Genomic DNA, 24,394 nt, shown 5'->3' with positions numbered 1-24,394 from the left:
CGCGGGCTCAGTTCTGCGCGGGCGCCGCAGGCTCGGCGGCCGGGGCGGCCGGCTCGGCTGCGGGAGCTGCGGCGGGCGCCGGGGCCTCGGCCGCCGCAGCGGCGCCCGGAGCGGCCGCCTCGGGACGGGTGCCGCCGTACTGGTCGATCGCCCAGTCGAGCCACTTGTCATAGGCTTCCTGGCTCACCGCCTTCACCACGATCGGCATGAAGCTGTGGTTCTTGCCGCAGAGCTCGGAGCACTGGCCGAAGTAGATGCCTTCCTTCTCCACCCGGAACCAGGTCTCGTTCAGGCGCCCCGGCACCGCGTCGATCTTCACCGCGAAGGCCGGGATCGCCCAGGAATGGATCACGTCCGCGCCGGTGACGAGCATGTGGACGACCTTGTTCACCGGCACCACCACGGCGTTGTCCGCGGCCAGCAGGTGGTACTGCGGGTCGTATCCATGCTCGGCGAGTTCGTCCTCGTTGAGCATCAGCGCGTCGAAATTCACGTTGTTCGCCGGGTAGAGATACGACCAGTACCACTGGTTGCCGGTGGCGCGGATCGTCAGGTCCGGCTTCGGCACCTCGAGCTGCTTGAACAGGATCGGCAGCGAGAACGCGCCCATCACGATCAGGATCAGCACCGGGATCAGCGTCCAGGCGATCTCGATCTTGGTGTTGTGGGTGAACGTCGAGGGCACCGGGTTCCGCTTCGAGTTGAAGCGGACGATGACGATGGCGAGCAGCACGCAGACGAAGAGCACGATCACCAGCATCGTGGCGTGCACCCAGAACGACAGCCAGTGCGTGTCGTGGGCGACTTCGGTCACGGCGGGCTGGTAGTTGATGCCGCCCGGCACCGGCGCGCCGATGACCGGCAGGTCGCGCGGCTCGCCGGACGGTGCCGCTTGGGCGAATGCGGACCCCGCCGCCAGCGTCGAGAGGAGGAGTCCCAGCCCCAGGCGGTAGAATTTCATCGGCGTGTCCGTCCGCTCATGTTCGTCGGGCCTCGCGCGCTCTTGAGTGGCGGCTTGGCCCTGCGTGTTGTAGCTTGCGCCAGATCAACCATATTAGCGTGCGAAGAACAAGACGCGGGATTGCCGCGGGCGCACGCCCGGCCCGGCCGTCTCCCTGACGCGACGGAGCTTGCGAACCATGGTCGATTCCCCCCGCTTCCGCCCCTTCGAGGACAATCTCGATGCCGATCGCGCGCTGGCGATCCTGCGCGAGGCCGTGGCGGGCGCCGACGACGGCGAGGTGTTCCTCGAACGCCGCCGCGGCGAGGCGCTCACCTACGACGATGGTCGGCTGCGGAATGCGAGCTATGACGCCGGCGAGGGCTTCGGCCTGCGCGCGGTACGGGGCGAAACGACGGGCTATGCCCATTCGACCGAGATTTCCGAGGCGTCGCTGCGCCGCGCGGCCGAGACCGCCCGCCTTGCGGTCGGCGCGGGCGGCGGCACGCTCGCGATGGCGCCGAAGCCGACGAACCAGCGGCTCTACACCGACCGCGACCCGTTCGACGACGCCGAGTTCTCGGTGAAGGTCGAGATGCTGCGCGAGATCGACGCCTTCGTGCGCGGCCTCGACGCCCGCGTGGTGCAGGTGACGGCCTCGCTCGCCGCCTCGATGCAGGAGGTCGAAATCCTCCGCCCCGAGGGCACCCGCCTCGCCGAGTCCCGGCCGATGGTCCGGCTCAACATCTCGGTCATCGTCGAAAAGGACGGCCGCCGCGAATTCGGGCTCCGCCGGCGGTGGCGGGCGCTACGGCCTGTCGCCGCTCATGGGCACCGGCCACTGGCAGGGGGTGGCGCGCGAGGCGCTGCGCATCGCCGCGGTCAACCTCGAGGCCGAGCCGGCGCCCGCCGGGGTGATGGACGTGGTGCTCGGCCCGGGCTGGCCCGGCATCCTGCTGCACGAGGCGATCGGGCACGGGCTGGAAGGCGACTTCAACCGCAAGAAGACCTCGGCCTTCGCCGGCCTGATGGGCCAGCGCATCGCCGCGCCCGGCGTCGACGTGGTGGACGACGGCACGATTCCCGACCGCCGCGGCTCGATCAGCTTCGACGACGAGGGCACGCCGTCCCGGCGCAACGTGCTGATCGAGGACGGCATCCTCGTCGGCTACATGCAGGACCGGCAGAACGCCCGCCTGATGGGCGTCGCGCCGACCGGCAACGGCCGCCGCGAGAGCTATGCCTCCGCGCCGATGCCGCGGATGACCAACACCTACATGCTGGGCGGCGACGCCTCGCCGGCGGACGTGCTGGCCGGGCTGAAGGACGGCATCTATGCCGTCGGCTTCGGCGGCGGGCAGGTCGACATCACCAACGGCAAGTTCGTCTTCTCGTGCACCGAGGCATACCGGGTGAAGGACGGGCGCGTCGGCGCCCCGGTCAAGGGCGCGACGCTGATCGGCGACGGCGCCACCGCGCTCAAGCATATCCGCGCCATCGGCAACGACATGTCGCTCGACCCCGGCATGGGCAACTGCGGCAAGAACGGCCAGTGGGTGCCGGTGGGCGTCGGCCTGCCCACCGTGCTGATCGGCGGCCTGACGGTCGGCGGCAGCGCAGCCTGACGCCCCGCGCCGGGACACCCTGACCGCCGCAGACGACCAAGGGCCGCCGGTCTCCCGGCGGCCCTTTCTCGCTCATGGGAGATGGACCCCACTGATGCGGACGATCGAGGCGTCTACGACTTGACCTTCTCGATCAGCGTAACGCCGGGCAGACCGTCGAAATGCGCATCGCATGTGACAAGAGTGGCATTCCGGGCGCGAGCCGTGGCGAAAATGATGGCGTCGGCTGTTGCAAGCCTGTGCACGCGACACGCCTCAGGATCGGTCCGATCGGTCCCGATAGCCGCTCGGCGACGCGCCCTTCGCGATTCCGGCCAGCGCCTCGCGCTTGGGAACCGGCACGAGCAGCACGCCTGTTCCCTTGGGAATAAAGGCGAATGTCAGCCCGGCTTCCCAGTGCTGGGCGGTGACGCCCGGGTGCTGCGTTCAAGGAAATCCCCAATGGCGGACCTTCAGCTCCACAAGTCAGGGCTTCGCCTCGGGATTGGTTCAGGATGACAGGCGCATAAAACGCAAGCCCCTCCTGGCAAGCGGCCAGAAGGGGCGAGTATAGTCATGTCCCGCAAGTGAGAACTCGTCGCGGTTCTTCCGGCGACCCCTGTCGCGCGGCGGCGCGGCCTCAGTGGACCACGGCCGCCTTCGGCTTCACGGCTTCGTCGCCGACGGCGAGCTGGCCGTCGCGAACCGTCACCGGCACCACGGAACCGTCCATGATCCGGCCGGACAGAAGCTCGGTCGCAAGCTTGTCCTGCAGCTCCTTCTGGATCACCCGCTTCAGCGGCCGGGCGCCATAGACCGGGTCATAGCCGCGATTGGCGAGCCACGTCCGGGCGTCTGCGTCCACCTCCAGCGCGATTCCCCGCTGGGCGAGCCGCTTGGCGAGCTGGCCGACCTGGATGTCGACGATGCCGTCCATGTTCTTCCGGGAGAGCCGGTCGAAGATGACGATCTCGTCGAGCCGGTTCAGGAACTCCGGCCGGAAGTGCGCGCGCACCGCCGCCATCACCTGATCCCGCGCCGACTCCGCATCCGCCCCGTCGGGCAGCGTGCTCAGCGCCTGCGAACCCAGGTTCGACGTCAGGATGATGAGGGTGTTCTTGAAGTCCACCACCCGTCCCTGACCGTCGGTCAGCCGCCCGTCGTCGAGCACCTGCAGGAGCACGTTGAACACGTCCGGGTGCGCCTTTTCGACCTCGTCGAACAGGATCACCTGATACGGCCGCCGCCGCACCGCCTCGGTCAGCACACCGCCCTCGTCGTAGCCGACATAGCCCGGAGGCGCGCCGATCAGCCGGGCGACGGAGTGCTTCTCCATGAACTCGCTCATGTCGACTCGCACCATCGCGGAGTCGTCGTCGAACAGGAACGACGCCAGCGCCTTGGTCAGCTCGGTCTTGCCGACGCCGGTCGGCCCGAGGAACAGGAAGCTGCCGAGCGGCCGGTTCGGGTCGTTCAGCCCCGCCCGCGCCCGGCGCACCGAGTTCGAGACGGCCTCGACCGCGGGAAACTGGCCGATGACCCGCTTCGCGAGCTCGTCCTCCATGCGGATCAGCTTCTCGCGCTCGCCCTGGAGCTGCTTCGAGACCGGGATGCCGGTCCAGCGCTCGACGACCTCGGCGATCTGCTCGGGCGTCACGGCCTCGTCGACCATCGCCTGGCTGCCGGCCGCCTCCGCCGCCTCGAGATCGCGCTCGAGCCCCGGGATGATGCCGTAGGCGAGTTCGCCGGCCTTGGCGAGGTTGCCCTGCCGCTTGGCGCCTTCCAGCTCATTGCGCGCCTGATCGAGGCGATCCTTGATCTCCGCGGCGCCCTTCAGCTTGTCGCGCTCCGCCGTCCAGCGGGCGGTCATCTCGGCCGAGCGGTCCTCGAGCGATGACAGCTCCTTCACCAGCTTCTCAAGCCGGTCCTGACTGGCGGAGTCGTGCTCCTTCTTCAGCGCCTCGGCCTCGATGCGCTTCTGCAGGATCTCGCGGTCCAGCGCGTCCAGCTCCTCCGGCTTCGAGTCCACCTGCATCCGCAGCCGGCTCGCCGCCTCGTCCATCAGGTCGATCGCCTTGTCCGGCAGGAAGCGGTCGGTGATGTAGCGATGGCTCAGCGTCGCGGCCGCCACCAGCGCCGAGTCGGTGATCCGCACGCCGTGGTGGACCTCGTACTTCTCCTTGATGCCGCGCAGGATCGAGATGGTGTCCTCGACCGTCGGCTCGCTCACCATCACCGGCTGGAAGCGCCGGGCCAGCGCCGCGTCCTTCTCGACGTACTTGCGGTATTCGTCGAGCGTGGTGGCGCCGACGCAGTGCAGCTCGCCGCGCGCCAGCGCAGGCTTCAGCAGGTTCGAGGCGTCCATCGCCCCGTCCGCCTTGCCGGCACCGACGAGGGTGTGCATCTCGTCGATGAACAGGATCACCTCGCCGGCCGCGGCCTGCACCTCGCTCAGCACCGACTTCAGCCGCTCCTCGAACTCGCCGCGGTACTTCGCGCCCGCGATGAGCGCGCCCATGTCGAGGGCGAGGAGCTGCTTGTCCTGCAGGCTCTCGGGCACGTCGCCATTGACGATGCGCAGGGCGAGGCCCTCGGCGATCGCCGTCTTGCCGACGCCGGGCTCGCCGATCAGCACGGGATTGTTCTTCGTCCGCCGGCTCAGCACCTGCATGGTGCGCCGGATCTCCTCGTCGCGACCGATGATCGGGTCGATCTTGCCGTCGCGGGCGGCTTCGGTCAGGTCACGGGCATACTTCTTCAGCGCGTCATAGCCCTGCTCGGCGGACGCGGTGTCGGCGGTGCGCCCCTTGCGCAGGTCGTTGATCGCGGCGTTCAGCCCCTGGGCGGTGACGCCTGCGGCCTTCAGCGCATCGTTCGCGCCCGACTTGGTGACGGCGAGCGCGGTCAGCAGCCGCTCGACGGTGACGAAGCTGTCCTTCGCCTGCCCCGCGAGCTTCTCCGCCTCGGCCAGCACCTTCGCGGTCTGGCCGTCCATGTAGAGCTGATCGCCGGCGCCCTCGACGCGCGGCAGCTTGGCGAGCTTCGCCTCGACCTGGGCGCGCGCCTCGTTCGGGTCGCCGCCGGCGGCCTTGATGAGGTTGGCCGCGAGCCCCTGGTCGTCGTCGAGCAGCGCCTTGAGCAGGTGCTCGGGCAGGAACCGCTGATTGTTCTCCCGGAGCGCGATGGTCTGCGCCGCCTGGATGAACCCGCGGGACCGCTCCGAGAACTTCTCGAAATTCATGTGCTGTCTCCCCTTCCGGCATCCTCCGCCCGATGCCCGCCGATGCGGCGCTATCGCGGAGGACCACGACGGGAAGGTAGGATCGGGGCCCATCGGTTGCAAGATTGCCACACCGTCGCAGGGCAAATTCCCCGGCCCCCGGGTTCACGCGGCGGCGCAGCGGCAACGGTTGCGCGGCGGCGGCATCACGGAACCGCGATTTCGCTCGACCCTGCCGCGGCGCGCCAACATGGTGACGCCGGCGCCAGAGGGGCGCCACGGCAGGCGCGGCGGCAGTCCTCGCCGCCGTGCGGGAAAACGCGAGGGGCAAGATGACGGTACTTGTGGGAACCAACGGAGACGACTCGCTGTCCGGCGGATTGCTGGCGGACACGATCGTCGGCCTTGCCGGCAACGACACGCTGTTCGGCAGCAGCGGCAACGACTCGGTGCTGGGCGGCAAGGGGCTCGACTTCCTGCGGGGCGGCGCCGGCCAGGACTACCTGAACGGCGGCGTCTCCGACGACATCATCGAGGGCGCGGACAACAAGGACGTGCTGATCGGCTGGACCGGCAACGACCACCTCGACGGCGGTCAGGCCGGCGATGTGGTTGACGGCGGCGAGGGCAACGACACGCTGCTCGGCTCGACCGGCTTCGACACGCTGCTCGGCGGCGCCGGCAACGACGACATGGACGGTGGCGACGGCCGCGACCAGCTCTTCGGCGACGACGGCAACGACCTCCTGAACGGCCGCACCTACGAGGACCGGCTCGACGGCGGCGCGGGCGACGACACGCTGATCGGCGGCAGCCATACCGACACCCTTGCGGGCGGCGCCGGGCGCGACGTGCTGCGCGGCGGCTGGGACGACGACCAGCTCTCCGGCGGCCGCCTCGCCGACACCTTCAGCTTCGCCGCCGGGGATGGCCACGACACGATCTCGGACTATGGCCTCGGCAACGACCGGATCGACGTATCGGCCTTCGCCTTTGCCACCGCGGCCGACGTCCTCGCCACCGGACAGCAGTCGAACGCGGACGTGGTGTTCCAGCTCGACGCGGACACCTCGGTGACGATCCTCGCGCAGGACCTCGCGAGCTTCGACGCGAGCGACTTCATCCTCTGACATCCGTCCGCGGCACCCCGCCTCCCGGCAGGGCGCCGCATTCCGGTCCACGCCTCTCCCTTGACAACCGCCCGCCCGGCACGGATGACGGCGGCGTCAGGGTTCCCGCCCCAACGGGCGGGATGAAAAGGGAACTGCGGTCAGGGGCCTCCCCCGACTCCGCGGCTGCCCCCGCAACTGTAGGCGGCGAGCCCGCGCCTCGAGATGCCACTGGGACGCTCCCGGGAAGGCGAGGCGCATCGGGCGACGACCCGCGAGCCAGGAGACCTGCCCTGACCGTCACCCAACCCGGGCGCGGGGCGTGCCAGGGTGCGGTCCCCCGCAGCGGTGAGCCTTCCCGACGCCCATCCGGGCCACCGCAACGAGGAGACACCCGGCCATGCGCCGCACCGCGCCCCTGCTCGCCGCCTTCGCCTTCCCGCTCGTCGCCCTGCCGGTTGCCGCCGCCGCTCAGGATGCGTCCACCGATGACGGCGCGACCGTCCTGCCGGAGATCATCGTCTCGGCCAACCGCACGCCGACCGCGGCCGCCGCGACCGGCTCCAGCGTCTCGGTCATCACCGCCGAAGACATCACCGCCGACGGCCGGCCGTTCGCGCTCGACATCCTCTCGACCCAGCCCGGGATCTCCGTGTCGCAGGCCGGGCCGGCGGGATCGACCTCCGGCTTCGCCATCCGCGGCGCCCCGCAGCAGTACGTGCGGGTCAACGTCGACGGCATCGAGATCTCCGACCCGACCAGCACGCAGGTGCAGCCCTCGCTCTCCGGGCTGCTGCTCGACGGGGTGGGGCGGATCGAGGTGCTGCGCGGCAGCCAGTCGGCGCTCTACGGCGGCCAGGCGGTCGGGGGCGTCATCGACATCACCTCGCCCCGCGCGACCGAGGACGGCCTGCAATCGACCTACCTGCTCGAAGGCGGCACCTACGGCACGGCGCGGGCGGCGTATTCGCTGGCGGGCCGCAACGACCGCGGCGACTTCGGGCTCACCGTCGCCCACCTCCGAACCGACGGGTTCTCCTCCGCCGAGGAGGCGGACGGCAACACCGAGCCGGACGGCTACGACGGGACGCGGGTGTCTGCCACGGGCACGTTCCAGGCGACCGACAGCCTGTCGCTGTTCGGCTCGGCGTTCACCCAGCACGAATCCGGCGACTTCGACGGATACGATCCGGTGACGTTCCAGCTGACCGACCAGGACAACACCTACGACACGACGACCTGGGGCGCGCGCGGCGGCTTCGACCTGACGACCGGCGCGCTCGAGAACCGGCTCGCGGTGTCGTGGTACGACATCGACCGGGACACCGACGAGGAGGGCCTCGGCGCGTCGAACTTCACCGGCGACCGGCTGCGGCTCGAATACCTCGGCGGCTACACCGTGTCCGACGCGCTGCTGCTGCAGCTCGGCGCGGACTGGACGCGCGAGACCGCCGACACCACCAGCCCCTATGGCGACACCTCGGGCGATGCCGATGTCGCGGGCGTGTTCGGCCAGGCGATCTGGCAGCCGCTGGACACGCTGACCCTGACGGCCGCGCTGCGCAACGACGACCACTCCGAGTTCGGCAGCCAACCGACCGGGCGGCTCTCGGCCGCCTGGGAAGCCAGGCCCGGAACCACGCTGCGCGCGTCCGTCGGCACCGGCTTCCGCGCGCCCTCGCTCTACGAGCTGTATTCGCCGAGCTTCGGCAATCCCGATCTCGACCCGGAAACGAGCGTGAGCGCGGATCTCGGCGTGGAGCAGGTGTTCGCCGACGGACGCGCCCAGGTGTCGGCGACGCTGTTCCTGCTCGACATCGACGATCTCATCAGCTTCACCACCCGGTACGAGCAGGTGCCCGGCACGGCCCGCAGCCGCGGTGTGGAGCTGGCGGGATCCTACGCGCTGACCGACAGCGTAAGCCTGACCGGCGCCTACACCTATACCGACGCGCGGGACGCCAACGACGCCCGGCGCGTGCGTATTCCGCTGCACGACCTGAACCTCGGCGTCGAGGCCACGCCGATGCCCCGGCTGACCGCGGGCGTCGAGGTGCAGTATGCCGCCGGCCTGCCCGACGAGCCGTTTGCCACCAGCGCCGCCTGGCGGTCGGACTACACGGTGGTGAACGCGCGCGTCTCCTACGCCGTGACCGATGCGGCGGAGGTCTACCTTCGCGCCGAGAACCTGCTCGATGAGCAGTACCAGACGGTGAAGGGCTACTCGACGTCCGGCAGCGCGGTCTACTTCGGCGTCCGGGGCACGTTCTGAGCGTGGACCGGCGGGGGTGGAGCATGGCGCTGGCCCTCGCCGCGGTCCTCGCCGGCGCGCCCTTCGCGCGTTCGGACGATCCGAAGCCGCCGCCGCGCCGCGTCGTCTCGATGAACCTCTGCACCGACCAGCTCGCGATGCTGCTCGCCCGGCCCGGACAGCTCGTCGCGATCTCGCCCATCGCCCGCGACCCGGTGTCCTCGGCGATGTGGCGCGAGGCCGAAACCGTGCCCATCCACGCCGACAGCGCCGAGGCGGTGCTCGGCCTCGCGCCCGACCTGGTGCTGGCCGGCGCCTGGGACCCGCCTGCGACGCTGGCGCTGCTGCGCCGGCTGGGCATCCGGGTCGAGACCTTTCCGGTGGAACGGTCGTTCGACGACATCGAGGCGAACGTCCTGCGCATGGGCGACCTGCTCGGCAACCCGGACGACGCGCGCCGGCTGGCCGAGGCGATGCGGACCCGGCTCGCCGAGCTGGCGCCGCCGCCGGAGCCGGAGCCGCGGCCGCGGGCGGCGCTCTACTACGCCAACGGCTACACCTCGGGTGCCGACACGCTGGCCGACGCGATCCTTGCCGCCGCCGGCTATGCCAACGTCGCGGCCGAGCGCGGCATCGCCGGGCTCGGCAGCCTGCCGCTCGAGCTGCTCGTCACCGAACGGCCGGAGCTTCTCGTCCTCGGCCAGGACTATCCCACGCCGGCGCTGGCACAGGGTATCCTGCGCCATCCCGTGCTGCGCGCGCTCGAAACCCGACGCGCCAGCGTGGCGGACAACCTCTGGGTCTGCGGCACGCCGCTGGCGCTCGACGCGGTTGCCGACCTGATCGCGGCCCGGCCATGAAGCGCGCGGCCATGACCCCGCGGGCGACGCTCGCCGGGCTCGGGCTGCTCGTGCTGGCGCTGTTCGCCGGCAGCCTGCTCGTCGGCCCGGCGCCGATCGCGCCCGGCCACGGGCTGGCGGCGCTGGCGACGGGGGCGGACCCGGCCGCGGCGCTCATCATGCGCGAGATCCGCCTGCCGCGGGCGCTGCTCGCGCTGCTGATCGGCGCCGGCCTCGGCACCGCCGGCGCGGCGCTGCAGGGATACCTGCGCAATCCGCTGGCCGAGCCCGGCCTGCTCGGCATCTCCGGCACCGCGGCGCTCGGCGCGGCGCTGGCGCTCTACGGCGGGCTCGCCGCGGCGGTGCCGCTGGCGCTGCCCGCGTCGGCGCTGGCCGGGGCGGCGCTCGCGACCCTGCTGGTACAGGCGCTGGCCGGGTCGGGCGGCGGCTCGATCACCCTCATCCTCGCCGGCGTGGCGGTGTCGAGCCTCGCGGCCGCGCTCACCTCGCTGGTGCTGAACCTGTCGCCGAACCCGTTCGCCGCGTCGGAGATCGTCTACTGGCTGCTGGGCTCGCTCGCCGACCGCTCGATGACGCATGTCGCGATCGCGGGGCCCTTCATCCTCGCCGGGCTCGCCCTGCTCCTCACCGTCGGGCGCGACCTCGACGCGCTCACCCTCGGCGAGGACGCGGCCGCCTCGCTCGGGATCACCCTCGGGCGCACCCGGGCGCTGGTCGTGCTCGGCTCGGCGCTGGCGGTGGGGGCGGGCGTCGCGGTGGCCGGGGCCATCGGCTTCGTCGGGCTGGTGGTGCCGCACCTGCTGCGGCCGCTGACCGGGGCGATGCCGTCGCGGCTGCTGCCGGCGTCGGCGCTGGGCGGGGCGGCGCTGCTGCTCGCCGCCGACATCGCCGTCCGCCTGATCGCGCCGGAGCGCGACCTGAAGCTCGGCGTCGTCACTGCGCTGGTCGGCGCGCCGTTCTTCCTGTGGCTGGTCTGGCGCGGCCGGCAGAGGCTGGCATGACGCTGCTCCGCCTCCGCGACGTGCGCCTCGAACGGGACGGGCGGCCAGTGCTCGATCGGGTGAGCCTCGAGGTCAGCCCCGGCGAGGTCGTCGGCCTGCTCGGCCCGAACGGCTGCGGCAAGACCACGCTGCTCCGCGCGGCGCTGGGCCTGCATCCGGCAGCGGGCGACATCACGCTCGGCGACGCGCCGCTCGCCCGGCTGAGCCCACGCGCCCGCGCCCGCGCCGCCGCCTACGTGCCGCAGGCGCACGAGATCGCCTGGCCGGTCAGCGTTGCGGCGCTGGTCGGCCTCGGGCGCCTGCCGCATCGGACCAGCGCCGCGGAGGACGCCGCGGCGGTCGCCGCCGCGCTGGCGCTCATGGACCTCGACGGCCTCGCCGGACGGCCCGCGACCGAGCTGTCCGGCGGCGAGCGCGCCCGCGCGCTCGTCGCCCGGGCGCTCGCGCAGCAGGCGCCGCTGCTCCTCGCCGACGAGCCGACCGCCGGGCTCGACCCGGCCCACGCCGTCGGGCTGATGGCGACGCTGCGACGGCTGGTCGCCCGGGGCCGCGGCGCGCTCGTGTCGCTGCACGATCTCGGGCTCGCCGCGCGCTGGTGCGACCGGGTCGTGCTCGCCGGCGGCGGCCGGATCATCGCCTCGGGCCGCCCGCTCGACGTGCTGACGCCGGATCGCATGGCCGCCGTCTACGGCGTCGACGTCTTCATCGGCAGCGATGCCAGCGGCCCGATCCTGCAGGTCCTCGGCCCCGCCGCCGCGAAAAGGCGCGCTCAGTAGAGATAGACCGCCTGCAGCAGCGCCACCCGGTCGCCGTCGAGGTCGTAGAGCTCGAGCGACTGTCCGGTGATCCGCCATGCCGCCGTCGCGGTCAGCGCGCTCACCAGCTGGTCCTCGAGCGCGTCGAGCGCCGCCGGGCAGTCGAGCCGCGGCCCGGTGATCTGGCCGAAGTGCAGGTGACCGTCATCGAGGGTGAAGCGCCCGGTGAGCGGATTGCACCCGACCGTGGCGCTGAACCGCCGCTCGCCCTCGCGCAGGATCAGGCTCGGCTCGCGCCGGTTCGGCGAGGCGGCGACATCGGCATCGCCGAGCCGCAGCAGCCGCCAGTAGGTGTTGCGCAGCGTCGCCGGGCTGCTGGCACGGGCGCAGGTCTCGCCGGGCCAGACGCCGACGAACCGGTCGATGCGCACCGCGCCCGGCCCCGCCTCCGGGTGCTGCCCCTGCAGGATCGTGCCGTCAAAGCTCGCCATCAGCGGCACGTCGGGCTCGGCTCCTGCCGCGAGATAGGCGTGCTGCAGGGCGTCATAGTCGCCCTCCCCGACCACCGGATACTGCCGCCCGGTCAGGCACTCGACCAGGCTCAGGCGGTTGTCGGCCCACGTCACCAGCCCGCGCATCGCCAGCTGCGGCTCGAACGGCTCGAAGGCGGGCGACGCGGCGAGCACGCCGTCGCCCGCAGGCGCGGCGCCGCGCGGCACCATCACCCGAAGCCGGTCGTGACCCAGCACCTCGAACGCGAGATCATCTTCGCCGCCGTGCAGGGTGAGCGTCCGCGAGGTGGCGTCGACCGACCAGAGGCCGATCGCGTCCCGCCGCATGTCCTTGCCCTCCCAGGTCCGCCGCAGCTGGAACACCCGATTCGGCCAGAGGTTCAGCTGATAGCGCACGTCCCGGCAGTCCTTGCACCGGATCGCGCCCTCGAAGGTCACCGGCAGGTCGAGGCCCGCGGTGGCGACCTCCGCCGGGTCGACCTGTGCCAGCCAGAGCGTCGCATCGGAGGACGCGCCTCGGGTCAGGACGGGCAGGAGCCCGCGCGAGCGGTAGAGCACCTGCCCTCCGGACGACAGCTCCGCCCGCAGGACATAGGTGCCCTCCGGCTTCACGTCGGCGGTGTCATAGGCGATGTCGAAGGCATAGGGCGGCCCGTCCGGCCGGGCCAGCGTCGCCTCGCCCAGCGCGCGGGCGGTGCCGGTCGTCCCGCGGCTGACGTCGGCGAGCAGGACCTGCAGCACCGCGTCCGCCGGCACCGGGCCGATGTCGCGAAACGCAACCGTTCCGGTGAGATGCCCCTCCGCGGCGATGCCCGCCTGTGCCAGCGCGAGCACGAGCAGTGCCGCGAGAACAACGAATGCTCTGACCATCGACCGATTTGCACCCCGCCACCGCGCGCGAATCTGGCAGGAAACCCGCCTTTCGCCAAGTCCGCCGAAGGGGGTGGCCCGTAAAGTCGGGCCACCCGTCACGGGGTGAGGACGACGATTGCCTCCGAGGTTTGCATCTGGAACGTGAGGCTCTCCTGCAGGTAGAGAGAGACGGTCTCCCGGGTGTGGCCCGCGTAGCCGATCGAGATGTCCTGGCCGAGCCACAGGTCGAAGTCGCCGCCGCGCAGCGTCAGAACGGCGCCGCCCTCGATCGCCGGGCTCCAGACCACGGGGACGTCGACCAGCTTCTCGAGGTGCTTCAGCACCGGATAGCCGTCCTCCGCGCCGCCGGTCGCCAGCCGGTAGGGCACCGTTCCGAGCACGAGCGCGTACGGGCCGTTCACCCCGGCGAGCAGCAGGTCGCTGATCGCATGGGCGACGGCTTCGGGATAATCGGCGACGTCGGCCGGCAGCGGCACCGCGGGGTTGCTCGACTCGGGCAGGATCCCCTTCACCCCGGCGTCGGGATAGCCGGAGAAGACCATGCGGTCCTCCGCCAGCGCGATGCGCGCCGCCGCTTCCTTCAGCGGCTGCCAGTCGGAATCGCGCGAGCCGCGCGCCACATCGTCGATGGCGCCGCGACTCAGATCGAAGGGCACCCGCAACTCCACCAGCGGGTTCACCTCCCGCCGGGTGCTTTCGACCCCCTCGGCGACGGCCGCCGCCGGCTGCAGGTGCCCGGTGCCGACGGCGGCGAGGTCGAAGCCCTCCGGCCCGTGCACGTCGACCACCCGCCGGGCCCCGAGGATCCGCGCCAGCGTGCGCCGTGCCTCTTCCTCGATCTCGGCCCAGGCGGCGGCGTTGATCGGAGCAAGCTCGCGATAGAGATGGTCCATGTCAGTTCCCATGCTTCAAGGATCCGATGCCGAGCGATCCATCGCCGCCCGTCTTCGCCGGCCCCGGGTCGGCGGGCGGCGCCGCCACGGGATCGCCGCCGGCCAGCCGGTCGAGCACATCCTCGCTCGGCACGAAGAACAGGCAGCCGGTGACGGCGCGGCTCACGTCGAGCAGCCGGTCGTAGGTGCCCGGCGGGTCGCCGACGAACATGTTGTCGAGCATCCGCTCGATCCTGCCGGGCTCGCGGGCATAACCGATGAAGTAGGTGCCGAACTCGCCCCGCGCCGGGCTGCCGAAGGGCATGTTGTCGCGCAGGATCTCGAGCGGATGGCCCGCGGCGTCGTCGATGTGGGTCAGCACGTTGTGGGCGTAGGGCGCCTTGTCGGCCTCGGGAAACTCGATGTCCGAGAGCTTGTGCCGGCCGATGATGCGCTCCTGCTGCTCGACCGGAATCGCCTCCCACGCGGCCATGTCGTGCAGGTACTTCTGGACGATGACATAGGCGCCGCCGGCAAACGCCGGATCCTCGTCGCCGATCAGCACCGCCCGCGCGGCCGCGTCGCCCGTCGGGTTCTCGGTGCCGTCGACGAAGCCGAGGAGGTCGCGGTTGTCGAAGAACTTGAAGCCCTGCGTCTCGTCCTCCACCGTCACGGCGCCGGCCAGACGGTCCATGATGTGGGTCGCAAGCTCGAAGCAGAAGTCCGGGCGCGTGGCGCGGATATGCAGCAGGATGTCGCCCGGCGTCGCGGGTGCGTGATGGATGCCTGCGATCTCGCGGAACGGATGCAGTCCCGCGGGCGTGGCACCGGGGGCCAGCCGCTGCCAGAGCCGCGCGCCGATCCCCAGGACGCACGAGAGCCCGACCTCGGTGCTGCGGAACCCCACCGCCTTCACCAGCGACGCGAGATCGCCGCAGAGCCCGCGCACCGCCGCGATATCCGCATCGCTCTCCCCGACGCTCAGGGTGATGAAAATCGCATTGCTGGTCAGCGCGCCGGTGGCGGATTGACTGGCTACGGCCTGCATCGAAGACTCCCCCGGGGCGGTCGGCATCAGCAATAGCGCGACCGCGGGCGACCGCCAGCCCTTTCGACCGGAGGCTTGCGGCAGGGGCGGGGCCGTGAGACGACTTCCGTCGGGCAGCCGCGAGGGAGGAGGGCCGATGTCGAGCGCGCGCACGTCGCTCAGCCGGAGCGCGGCGGCCCACGGCATCCTGCTGCTCTATACGGCGATCGCGCTCTTTCCCGTCTTCGTCGTGGTGGTGAACTCGTTCAAGTCGCGGCGCGCGATCTTCGCCGAGCCGCTGGCGCTGCCGACGCCCGCCACGGTCGACCTGATCGGCTATCGTACCGTGCTCGCGCAGGGCGACTTCCTGCTCTATTTCCAGAACTCGCTGGTCGTGACGCTGGCCTCGCTCGCCGCCGTGCTGCTCTTCGGGGCGATGGCCGCGTTCGCGCTGTCGGAATACCGCTTCCGGGGCAACGCGCTGACGGGCCTCTACCTCGCGCTCGGGATCATGATCCCGATCCGCCTCGGAACCGTGGCGATCCTGCAGCTGATGGTCGCCTCCGGCCTCGTCAACACGCTGACGGCGCTGATCCTCGTCTACACCGCGCAAGGGCTGCCGCTGGCGATCTTCATCCTCGCCGAGTTCATGCGCGGGGTCTCGGACGACCTGAAGAACGCCGGCCGGATCGACGGACTGTCCGAATACCGCATCTTCTTCCGGCTCGTGCTGCCGCTGGTGCGCCCGGCGATGGCGACGGTCGCGGTCTTCACCATGATCCCGATCTGGAACGACCTCTGGTTCCCGCTGATCCTCGCGCCCGCCGAGGCGACCAAGACCGTGACGCTCGGCGCGCAGGTCTTCATCGGCCAGTTCGTGACGAACTGGAACGCGGTCCTGGCCGCGCTCTCGCTCGCCATCCTGCCGGTGCTGGTGCTCTACCTGATCTTCTCGCGCCAGCTGATCCGCGGCCTCACGGCAGGAGCGGTGAAATGACCGGGCAGAACGGCGGGTTGGAGGGATTGTCCACTCTGCGGCAGGGAAACGCCCCGGCCGGAGCGCCTGTTGAAACGGTGACGCCGGACGGATTTGTCCGTCGACAAATCCGTCCGCGTCTGCCCCTGCGGGGGGCAGGCGCGTTGCCGCGCCAGCCGGGGCAGCCACGGCCGGATTGGCGCGCTTCCGCAGAAATCTCCACCCCTGACGGCCTCCGCGCGGTCCCCGCGCTCCCCGCCGTCGGCGCGGCGAACGCAGTGCGTTCGCTCGTCGCGCCCGTGACTCGCGGGGCAAAGCCCCGCTTCGGTCGTTCGGCGCCCCGAATCCGACGCCCCTCCCACCCGGAGATCGCATGACCCCGCTCCGCACCCTCGTCGCCGGCCTCGGCAACATGGGGCGCAGCCACGCCCTCGCCTACCACGCCGACCCGGCGTTCCGGATCGTCGGCCTCGTCAACCGCTCCGACCCGCCGCTGCCGCCGGAACTCGCCCCCTACGAGCGGTTCCGCGACTTCCACGAGGCGCTCGGCCGCCTGAAGCCCGATCTCGTCGCCATCGCCACCTACTCCGACAGCCATGCCGACTACGCCATCGCCGCGATGCAGGCCGGCGCCCATGTCTTCGTCGAGAAGCCGCTCGCCACGACCGCCGCCGATGCGGAGCGCGTCGCCGCCACCGCGCGCGCGACCGGGCGCAAGGTCGTGGTCGGCTACATCCTGCGCCACCACCCCTCGTGGCAACGCCTGATCGCCGAGGCCCGCGCCCTCGGCGGGCCCTATGTCTTCCGCCTGAACCTCAACCAGCAGTCCTCCGGCCCGACGTGGGAGGTGCACAAGGCGCTGATGCAGACCACATCCCCCATCGTCGACTGTGGCGTCCACTATGTCGATGTCATGTGCCAGATCACCGACGCGGCCCCGGTCGAGGTGCGCGGCATGGGCCTGCGCCTGTCCGACGAGATCGCCCCCGCGATGTACAACTACGGCCACTTCCAGGTGCTGTTCGCCGACGGCTCGCTCGGCTGGTACGAAGCGGGCTGGGGGCCGATGATGTCCGACGCCGCGTTCTTCGTGAAGGACGTGATCTCGCCGAACGGCGCCGTCTCGATCCGGATGCCGGAGGCCGCCCGCTCCGACGACATCGACACCCACACCCAGACCTCGCTCATCCGGCTGCACCGGGTCGGGCAGGCGGACGAGGATCTCTCCATGGCCGACGAGCCCGGGCACCAAGAGCTCTGCGACCGCGAGGCCGCGTTCGTCGCCCGCGCCATCGCGCACGACCTCGACCTCAGGCGCCACCTCGCCGACGCGGTCGCCTCGCTGAAGGTCTGCCTCGCCGCCGACGAGAGCGTGCGCTCGGGCCGGCCGGTCAGGCTCTGATGGGCGCGCTCACCCTTTCGGCCGTCACCAAGTCGTTCGGCCCGACCGAGGTCATCAAGGGCGTCGACCTCACGGTCGAGGACGGCGAGTTCTGCGTCTTCGTCGGCCCCTCCGGCTGCGGCAAGTCCACGCTGCTGCGCATCATCGCGGGCCTCGAGGACGCCACCGCCGGCGAGGTGCGGATCGACGGCCGGCGGGTCAATGCCGTGCCCCCGGCGAAGCGCGAGATCGCCATGGTGTTCCAGAGCTACGCGCTCTACCCGCACCTCAGCGTCCGCGACAACATGGGCCTCGGGCTGAAGCAGGCCGGCGCGGATGCCGCCACCGTCCGCGCGCGCACGGCCACCGCCTCGGCCATGCTCGCGCTCGACCCGCTGCTCGACCGCCGGCCGGCCGAGCTGTCCGGCGGCCAGCGCCAGCGGGTCGCCATCGGTCGCGCGATCGTGCGCACGCCAAAGCTGTTCCTGTTCGACGAGCCGCTCTCCAACCTCGACGCGGCGCTGCGCGTGGCGACCCGCATCGAGATCGCCCGCCTGCACCGCGAGCTGAAGGCGACGATGATCTACGTCACCCACGATCAGGTCGAGGCGATGACACTCGCCGACCGCATCGTGGTGCTGAACGCCGGCCGGGTGGAACAGGTCGGTGCGCCGATGACGCTCTACAACGACCCCGCGAACCTCTTCGTCGCGGGCTTCATCGGCTCGCCGCAGATGAACGTCCTCGCCGCGGCTCCCCTCGGCGCCCCCGGCAAGACCCTCGGCGTCCGGCCCGAGCACCTGCGCATCGACCACGGCGCCGGCACGATCCCCGGCGCGATCCCCGGCACCGTCAGCCACGTCGAGCACCTCGGCGGCGAGACCAACGTCTACGTCCGCGCCGAGCCGCACGGCCTGCTCGCCGTGCGGCTCTTCGGCGAGCACCGCTTCCGCGTGGACGAGACGGTGTTCCTCACCCCGGATCCGGCCCGCGTCTTCCACTTCGACGACGCGGGCCTGCGCCTGCGACCCTGACCGCTCAGAAGCGGGCGCGCAGCATCAGCTCGGCGGCGATGCCGTCGCCGTAGACCACCGTGTCGTAGAAGCCGGTGGTGGCGTAGTACTTCTTGTCGAACACGTTCGTCACCGACAGTGACAGCACCGTCTGCTCGGTCAGGTCGTACTGTGCGTTCACGTCGAACACCGCATAGGGCTTCTGCCGGATGCTCGGCTGCTCGAACTCGGACTGGAACACCAGGCTGTCGGTCGCGCTCTGCCAGCGCATCGCCCCGCCCACGGTCAGCCGGTCCTGAAGCACCCCCGGGATGCGGTAGTCGGTCGCCAGCTTCAGCGTGTTGCGCGGCTGGTCGGTGTAAAGCTCGTTGCCGTCGTCATCCCTGGAGTAGCGATAGGTGTAGCCGAGCGAGGCGTTCCAGTTCTCCGAGATCGCCCCGGCCAGCTCCAGCTCGAAGCCCTGGGTCTTGGTGCCGTCGATCAGCTCGTAGACGCTGCGGTTCAGCTGCTCGTCGAAGTAGAGGTAGTTCGCCACGTCCTTCTGGTCGGTCTGGAAGATCGCCGCCGACGCATAGAGCGCCCCGTCGAAGAAGCCGGCCTTCACGCCCAGCTCGTAGTTCCAGCCCATCGCCGGGTCGAAGTAGTTACCGGCCGCGTCCTGCACCAGCTGCGGCTTGTAGATGCTCGTGATGCTGCCGTAGGCGGTGTAGACGTCGGTGATGTCGTAGGTGAACCCGACGTAGGGCGTCACGATGCCAGTATAGTCGTAGGCGAAGGTGTCACCGTTCTGCGTCTGCTTGCCGTCCCACCAGCTCACCCGCGCGCCGGCGATCAGCGCGAGCTGGTCCGTCGCGTGGATCTGCGTGGTGCCGTAGACGCCGACCTGCGTCGCCTCGGCGGAGTAGGTGTAAGTGGCTTCCGACCCGAAGCTCGGTCGCGGCATGTCCTGGCGGTACTCGAAGATGTTGCCGAGCGTCGCGAGCGTCGCGGTGTCGACCGGATAGCCGCGATACGTCCCCTTGGTCCTGGAGCCGGTGACGCCGAGAACGAACTGGTGCTGCCGGCCGAAGGCGCCGAAATCGCCGTTCAGCACGCCGAAGAGCGAGTTCATGTCGGCCTCGCCATCGTACTTCGCGGCCCAGGTCCCCATGCCGAGCCCGGTCTCCGCATCCGGGATGCCGCTGATCCAGGCGAGCTCCATGTCGGTCTCGGTGCGCATGTGCGTCGCGGTCACGCGCCCGGTCCAGCCATTGTCGAAGATGTGCTCGAGAGCGGCGAAGGCCTCGGTGCGGTCGGTGTCGAGATAGGTCCAGTCCGCCCCGAGGTTGAAGCCCCGCGGCCAGTCGATGAGGTCGCCGTTGCTGTCGAACGGCGGGATACCGCCCCAGGTGACGTTGTCCGTGCGCGTCGCCTGATAGCTCAGGCCGAGGTTCAGCACGGTCTGGTCGGTCAGGTCGAACTCGAGCGCGCCGAACCCGACGTACTTGTCCTTGCTGTAGCCGTCGAGCGTGCCCTCGCGGCTGTCGATCGCGCCCACCACGCGACCGCGGACCGTGCCGGCCTGGTTCAGCGGGCCGGCGACGTCGGTCTCGACCCGCGCGCCGAGCGGATAGGCAAAGCCGGCGGCGACCTCGCGGCGCAGCAGGCTGGTCGGCCGCTTGCGGATGTAGTTGATCGACGCGCCCGGCTCGCCCGCCCCCTGCATCAGGCCGGTCGCGCCGCGCACGATCTCCACGTGGTCGTAGAGCACCATGTCCGGGTCGTTGTCGCCGAAATCGAAGGTGCCCTCCTGCGGCAGCGGCACGCCGTCGAACTGGTAGGCGTCGATCGGGAAGCCGCGGGAGTAGTAGTTGACCCGGTCGCTCTCGTAGGCCTGCACGGTGATGCCCGTGGCCGCGCTCATCACCTCGGGGATCGTGGTGATGTTGCGGTCCTTCATCTGCGCGTCGGTGATGACGGACGTCGACTGCGGCGTCTCCTTCTGGCTCAGCACGAGGCCGGTGGCCGAGCGCATCCACTCGGTCGTCCACGAGCCGGTGTCCTCGGTCGTGGTGCCCGGCGCGGCGGTCACGTCGATCGTGTCGAGCACGATCCCGCCGTCGGAGGCGTCCTCGACCGTCTCGTCTCTGCTGTCCTCGATCTCCTGCGCCGCGGCCGGCAGCGTCATGACGCTCATCGCCGTGCCAAGAAACAGCACCCACGTCGGCGCCGCGCCGACCCCACCAGCCGTTCGCATCGTTCCGTCCCACCCATGCTCGGAAGTTCGTCGGCTGGCGGTCGCGCTGGCTGGTCACGAAATCGTATTAATCCCGACTGCTTCAGTCGACCGATCGAGGCCGAAATGTGCCGCAGTGATGCAGACCAGCCACGGTTGACGGCCGTCGCGCCGGCCGCCTGGCGCACCTGCCCACGAAATCGGCAGCATACCACCGCATACCACCCCTTTCCTTCGCCGCGCTTGTGGTCTATGGCCGCAGCGCCTAGACCACGGGCGAGCCAAAGCTGCGAGGGGCGTTCATACGATGGCGAAGATCAAGGTGGCGAATCCGGTCGTCGAACTCGACGGCGACGAGATGACCCGGATCATCTGGGACTATATCAAGACGAAGCTGATCCTGCCGTATCTCGACGTCGATCTGAAGTACTACGACCTCGGCATCGAGGAGCGCGACCGCACCGACGACAAGATCACCATCGACGCCGCCAACGCCATCAAGCAGTACGGCGTCGGCGTGAAGTGCGCCACGATCACCCCCGACGAGGCCCGCGTCGAGGAATTCGGCCTGAAGCAGATGTGGAAGTCGCCGAACGGCACGATCCGCAACATCCTCGGCGGCACGATCTTCCGTCAGCCGATCATCTGCCGCAACGTGCCGCGTCTGGTGCCCGGGTGGACCAAGCCCATCGTCGTCGGCCGCCACGCCTTCGGCGACCAGTACCGCGCCACCGACTTCCGCTTCCCGGGCAAGGGCAAGCTCACCATCAAGTTCGTCGGCGACGACGGCCAGGTCATCGAGAAGGACGTGTTCGACGCGCCCTCCGCCGGCGTGACCATGGCGATGTACAACCTCGACGACTCGATCCGCGACTTCGCCCGCGCGTCGCTGAACTACGGCCTGAACCTCGGCTGGCCGGTGTACCTCTCCACCAAGAACACGATCCTGAAGGCCTATGACGGCCGCTTCAAGGACCTGTTCCAGGAGGTGTTCGACGCCGAGTTCGCCGACGCCTTCAAGAAGAAGGGCATCACCTACGAGCACCGGCTGATCGACGACATGGTGGCCTCCGCGCTGAAGTGGTCGGGCGGCTATGTCTGGGCGTGCAAGAACTACGACGGCGACGTGCAGTCCGACACCGTGGCGCAGGGCTTCGGCTCGCTCGGCCTGATGACCAGCGTCCTGATGACGCCGGACGGCAAGACGGTGGAGGCCGAGGCCGCGCACGGCACGGTGACGCGGCACTACCGCCAGCACCAGAAGGGCGAGCAGACCTCGACGAACTCGGTCGCGTCGATCTACGCGTGGACCGGCGGGCTGAAGCACCGCGCGAAGCTCGACGACAACGCCGCGCTGCAGCGCTTTGCCGAGACGCTCGACACGGTGACGGTCGACACCGTCGAGTCCGGTTTCATGACCAAGGACCTCGCCCTCCTCGTCGGGCCGGACCAGAAGTGGCTCACCACCACCGGCTTCCTCGACAAGATCGACGAGAACCTGCAGAAGGCGCTCGGCTGAGCGCCGGCGGGAGATCTTTCTGAGAAGAGAGGTTGAACCCCGCAGGATTGCACCTGCGGGGTTAGCGGGTGTCCCCAGAGGGACCTGACGGATGTCGCGCGGGCCGTAGGCTCGCGCGACATCCGTCCCGACAAGAAAACGCTCCAGTGGAGCGTTTTCCGGGGCGGGCGGCTTTCGATCAATCGAAAGCCGCAGGGGGCCGAGATTTCTCCGTACCGCACCATCCGTCCGTGGCTGCCCCGGCGGACGCGCTTGCGCGTCTGCCCCCCGGAGGGGCAGCCGCGGACGGATTTGCCACTCGTCAAATCCGTCTTTCTTCGGCGCTCCGACTGGTGCCAAACCGCGCGCGTCTCAAGCTTCGAGACGCGTTTAGCGCCCGCGTCAGTGGTTGTCGCGCGGGATGCCCTTGGTCTGGGCGATGCGCTGGTACTTCACCGCCGGCTCCAGCACCGCCCCGGTCTCCAGCTCACCGACAAGGCCGCGCTGGATTTCCTGCCAGGGCGTCTGGTGCGCCGGGTACTGATAGCCGCCGGCCGCCGCCAGATTCTCCCGCCGCCGCGCCAGCTCGGCGTCGTCGACGAGCAGGTCGAGCCGCCCCTCGTTCAGGTCGAGCACCACCCGGTCGCCGGTCTCGATCAGCGCCAGCCCGCCGCCCGAGGCCGCTTCCGGCGAGGCGTTGAGGATCGACGGGCTGCCGCTCGTGCCCGACTGCCGGCCGTCACCGACACAGACGAGGCTGGTCACGCCCTGCTTCAGCAGATAGTCCGGCGCCCGCATGTTCACCACCTCCGCCGCGCCGGGATAGCCCTTCGGCCCGGCGCCGCGCATGAACAGGATGGTGTTCTCGTCGATCGAAAGGCTCGGGTCGTCGATCCGGTGGTGGTAGTCCTCCGGCCCGTCGAACACCACGGCGCGGCCCTCGAAGTGGTTCGGGTGCGCCGGGTTCGACAGGTAGCGGTCGCGGAACTCCTTGGAGATCACGCTCATCTTCATCACTGCCGAGTGGAAGATGTTGCCCGACAGCACCCGGAACCCCGCGCGTTCCTTCAGCGGCCGGTCGAACGGCCGGATGACGTTCTCGTCGGTGATGACGACACCGCGGTAGCACTCGCCGACGGTCTTGCCGCTGACGGTCATCACGCTCTCGTCGATCAGGTCGTGCTCGATCAACTGCCCGAACACCGCCGGCACGCCGCCCGCGTGGTAGTAGTCTTCGCCGAGGTACTCGCCCGCCGGCTGCAGGTTGACGAGCAACGGGATCTCCTCGCCATACGCCTGCCAGTCCTCGATGGTGAGCTCGACGCCGAGGTGGCGGGCGATGGCGTTGAGGTGGATCGGCGCGTTGGTCGAGCCGCCGATCGCCGAGTTGACCCGGATGGCGTTGATGAACGCCGGGCGCGTCATGACGTCGGAGGGCTTCAGGTCCTCGGCCACCATGTCGACGATGCGCTTGCCGGTGCGCCAGGCCATCTCCTGCCGGTCGCGGTACGGGGCGGGGATGGCGGCGGAGCCGGGCAGCTGCATCCCCAGCGCCTCGGCGAGCGAGTTCATCGTCGTCGCGGTGCCCATGGTGTTGCAGTAGCCGGTCGAGGGCGCCGACGACGCCACGAGATCGAGGAAGCCGCCATAGTCGATCTCGCCCTTGGCCATCATCTCGCGGGCCTTCCAGACGATCGTGCCCGAGCCGGTGCGCTCGCCGCGGAACCAGCCGTTCAGCATCGGCCCGACCGAGAAGGCGATGGCAGGGATGTTGACGGTCGCCGCGGCCATCAGCATGGCCGGCGTCGTCTTGTCGCAGCCGATCGTCAGCACCACGCCGTCGAGCGGATAGCCGTAAAGCACCTCGACGAGGCCGAGGTACGACAGGTTGCGGTCGAGGCCCGCGGTCGGGCGCTTGCCGGTCTCCTGGATCGGGTGGACGGGGAATTCCATCGCGATGCCGCCGGCGTCGCGGATGCCGTCGCGCACGCGCTTGGCCAGCTCGAGGTGGTGGCGGTTGCAGGGCGAGAGGTCGGAGCCGGTCTGCGCGATGCCGATGATCGGCTTGCCGGACTGCAGTTCCTCGCGGCTGAGGCCGAAGTTGAGGTAGCGCTCGAGATAGAGCGCGGTCATGTCCGGATTGCCTGGGTTGTCAAACCACGCGCGCGAGCGCAGGCCCTTGGTGATCTCGGCGGTCAAGGTCAGTCCTCCCTTTTCGGCCAAGGATATGGGACCGGACGCCCGGGGTTGGCAACAGCCGTCTCGCGGGGGTTGACCTTCCAGCAGG

General features: G+C 70.3%; 17 protein-coding genes, 1 pseudogene and 1 riboswitch. Of the genes and pseudogenes, 10 read left to right on the top strand and 8 right to left on the bottom strand.

What is annotated here, in order from left to right; translation table 11 throughout:
- Positions 1–7: 7 nt before the first annotated feature.
- Positions 8–961, bottom strand: coding sequence for a cytochrome c oxidase subunit II (gene coxB, locus QM699_RS17340; protein WP_415012274.1), 954 nt, complete (start codon positions 959–961; stop codon positions 8–10).
- A gap of 178 nt (positions 962–1,139) precedes the next feature.
- Here coxB and tldD point away from each other — a divergent pair.
- Positions 1,140–2,565, top strand: a pseudogene (gene tldD, locus QM699_RS17335) (metalloprotease TldD).
- A gap of 113 nt (positions 2,566–2,678) precedes the next feature.
- On the opposite strand, the gene QM699_RS17330 reads toward tldD, so the two are convergent.
- Positions 2,679–2,810 (bottom strand): PIN domain-containing protein, encoded by a 132-nt coding sequence (locus QM699_RS17330; protein WP_415012273.1) that lies wholly within the window; start codon positions 2,808–2,810, stop codon positions 2,679–2,681.
- 374 nt (positions 2,811–3,184) lie between these two features.
- Entirely contained in the window at positions 3,185–5,785 is a 2,601-nt protein-coding gene (gene clpB, locus QM699_RS17325) for an ATP-dependent chaperone ClpB (protein ID WP_415012272.1), read from the bottom strand.
- A 311-nt stretch (positions 5,786–6,096) separates the two neighbouring features.
- On the opposite strand from clpB, the gene QM699_RS17320 reads away from it, so the two are divergent.
- From QM699_RS17320 to QM699_RS17300, 5 genes are all read left to right on the top strand, one after another.
- Complete coding sequence (locus tag QM699_RS17320; RefSeq protein ID WP_415012271.1) at positions 6,097–6,894, top strand: calcium-binding protein; 798 nt, start codon at positions 6,097–6,099, stop codon at positions 6,892–6,894.
- Positions 6,895–6,976: 82 nt separating this feature from the next.
- Positions 6,977–7,184, top strand: a riboswitch (cobalamin riboswitch).
- Positions 7,185–7,273: 89 nt separating this feature from the next.
- Entirely contained in the window at positions 7,274–9,145 is a 1,872-nt protein-coding gene (locus QM699_RS17315) for a TonB-dependent receptor plug domain-containing protein (protein ID WP_415012270.1), read from the top strand.
- 23 nt (positions 9,146–9,168) lie between these two features.
- Positions 9,169–9,984, top strand: a complete 816-nt coding sequence (locus QM699_RS17310; protein WP_415012269.1) for an ABC transporter substrate-binding protein — start codon at positions 9,169–9,171, stop codon at positions 9,982–9,984.
- A gap of 11 nt (positions 9,985–9,995) precedes the next feature.
- Positions 9,996–10,985, top strand: coding sequence for a FecCD family ABC transporter permease (locus tag QM699_RS17305; protein ID WP_415012268.1), 990 nt, complete (start codon positions 9,996–9,998; stop codon positions 10,983–10,985).
- Entirely contained in the window at positions 10,982–11,761 is a 780-nt protein-coding gene (locus tag QM699_RS17300; protein WP_415012267.1) for an ABC transporter ATP-binding protein, read from the top strand. The genes QM699_RS17305 and QM699_RS17300 overlap by 4 nt, the downstream gene beginning before the upstream one ends.
- Here QM699_RS17300 and QM699_RS17295 read toward each other — a convergent pair.
- From QM699_RS17295 to QM699_RS17285, 3 genes are all read right to left on the bottom strand, one after another.
- Complete coding sequence (locus QM699_RS17295; protein WP_415012266.1) at positions 11,755–13,122, bottom strand: META domain-containing protein; 1,368 nt, start codon at positions 13,120–13,122, stop codon at positions 11,755–11,757. The genes QM699_RS17300 and QM699_RS17295 overlap by 7 nt on opposite strands.
- A gap of 98 nt (positions 13,123–13,220) precedes the next feature.
- Positions 13,221–14,018, bottom strand: a complete 798-nt coding sequence (locus QM699_RS17290; protein ID WP_415012265.1) for a family 1 encapsulin nanocompartment shell protein — start codon at positions 14,016–14,018, stop codon at positions 13,221–13,223.
- Between the two features lies 1 nt (position 14,019).
- Positions 14,020–15,045 carry a Dyp-type peroxidase gene (locus QM699_RS17285; RefSeq protein ID WP_415012264.1) on the bottom strand — a complete coding sequence of 342 codons (1,026 nt, stop codon included), beginning with the start codon at positions 15,043–15,045 and terminating at the stop codon, positions 14,020–14,022.
- 136 nt (positions 15,046–15,181) lie between these two features.
- Here QM699_RS17285 and QM699_RS17280 point away from each other — a divergent pair, with 136 nt between their 5' ends.
- From QM699_RS17280 to QM699_RS17270, 3 genes are all read left to right on the top strand, one after another.
- The gene (locus QM699_RS17280; protein WP_415012263.1) at positions 15,182–16,021 is read left to right on the top strand and encodes a carbohydrate ABC transporter permease; all 840 of its coding nucleotides are present in this window, start codon (positions 15,182–15,184) and stop codon (positions 16,019–16,021) included.
- 352 nt (positions 16,022–16,373) lie between these two features.
- The gene (locus QM699_RS17275) at positions 16,374–17,402 is read left to right on the top strand and encodes a Gfo/Idh/MocA family protein (protein WP_415012262.1); all 1,029 of its coding nucleotides are present in this window, start codon (positions 16,374–16,376) and stop codon (positions 17,400–17,402) included.
- The gene (locus tag QM699_RS17270) at positions 17,402–18,415 is read left to right on the top strand and encodes an ABC transporter ATP-binding protein (RefSeq protein ID WP_415012261.1); all 1,014 of its coding nucleotides are present in this window, start codon (positions 17,402–17,404) and stop codon (positions 18,413–18,415) included. The genes QM699_RS17275 and QM699_RS17270 overlap by 1 nt, the downstream gene beginning before the upstream one ends.
- Before the next feature lie 4 nt (positions 18,416–18,419).
- Here the strand turns inward: QM699_RS17270 and QM699_RS17265 are convergent, their stop codons facing one another.
- On the bottom strand, positions 18,420–20,630 hold the full coding sequence (locus QM699_RS17265; protein ID WP_415012260.1) for a TonB-dependent siderophore receptor: 2,211 nt from the start codon (positions 20,628–20,630) through the stop codon (positions 18,420–18,422).
- Positions 20,631–20,916: 286 nt separating this feature from the next.
- Between QM699_RS17265 and QM699_RS17260 the strand changes: the two genes are divergently transcribed.
- Positions 20,917–22,128, top strand: coding sequence for an NADP-dependent isocitrate dehydrogenase (locus tag QM699_RS17260; RefSeq protein ID WP_415012259.1), 1,212 nt, complete (start codon positions 20,917–20,919; stop codon positions 22,126–22,128).
- 381 nt (positions 22,129–22,509) lie between these two features.
- Here the strand turns inward: QM699_RS17260 and QM699_RS17255 are convergent, their stop codons facing one another.
- Positions 22,510–24,312, bottom strand: a complete 1,803-nt coding sequence (locus QM699_RS17255) for an IlvD/Edd family dehydratase (RefSeq protein ID WP_415012791.1) — start codon at positions 24,310–24,312, stop codon at positions 22,510–22,512.
- Between the last annotated feature and the right edge of the window lie 82 nt (positions 24,313–24,394).

Origin of the sequence: Amaricoccus sp., assembly GCF_047602525.1 — a bacterium.
Lineage (GTDB): Bacteria > Pseudomonadota > Alphaproteobacteria > Rhodobacterales > Rhodobacteraceae > Amaricoccus.
This window is presented reverse-complemented; position numbering and strand designations above follow the sequence as displayed.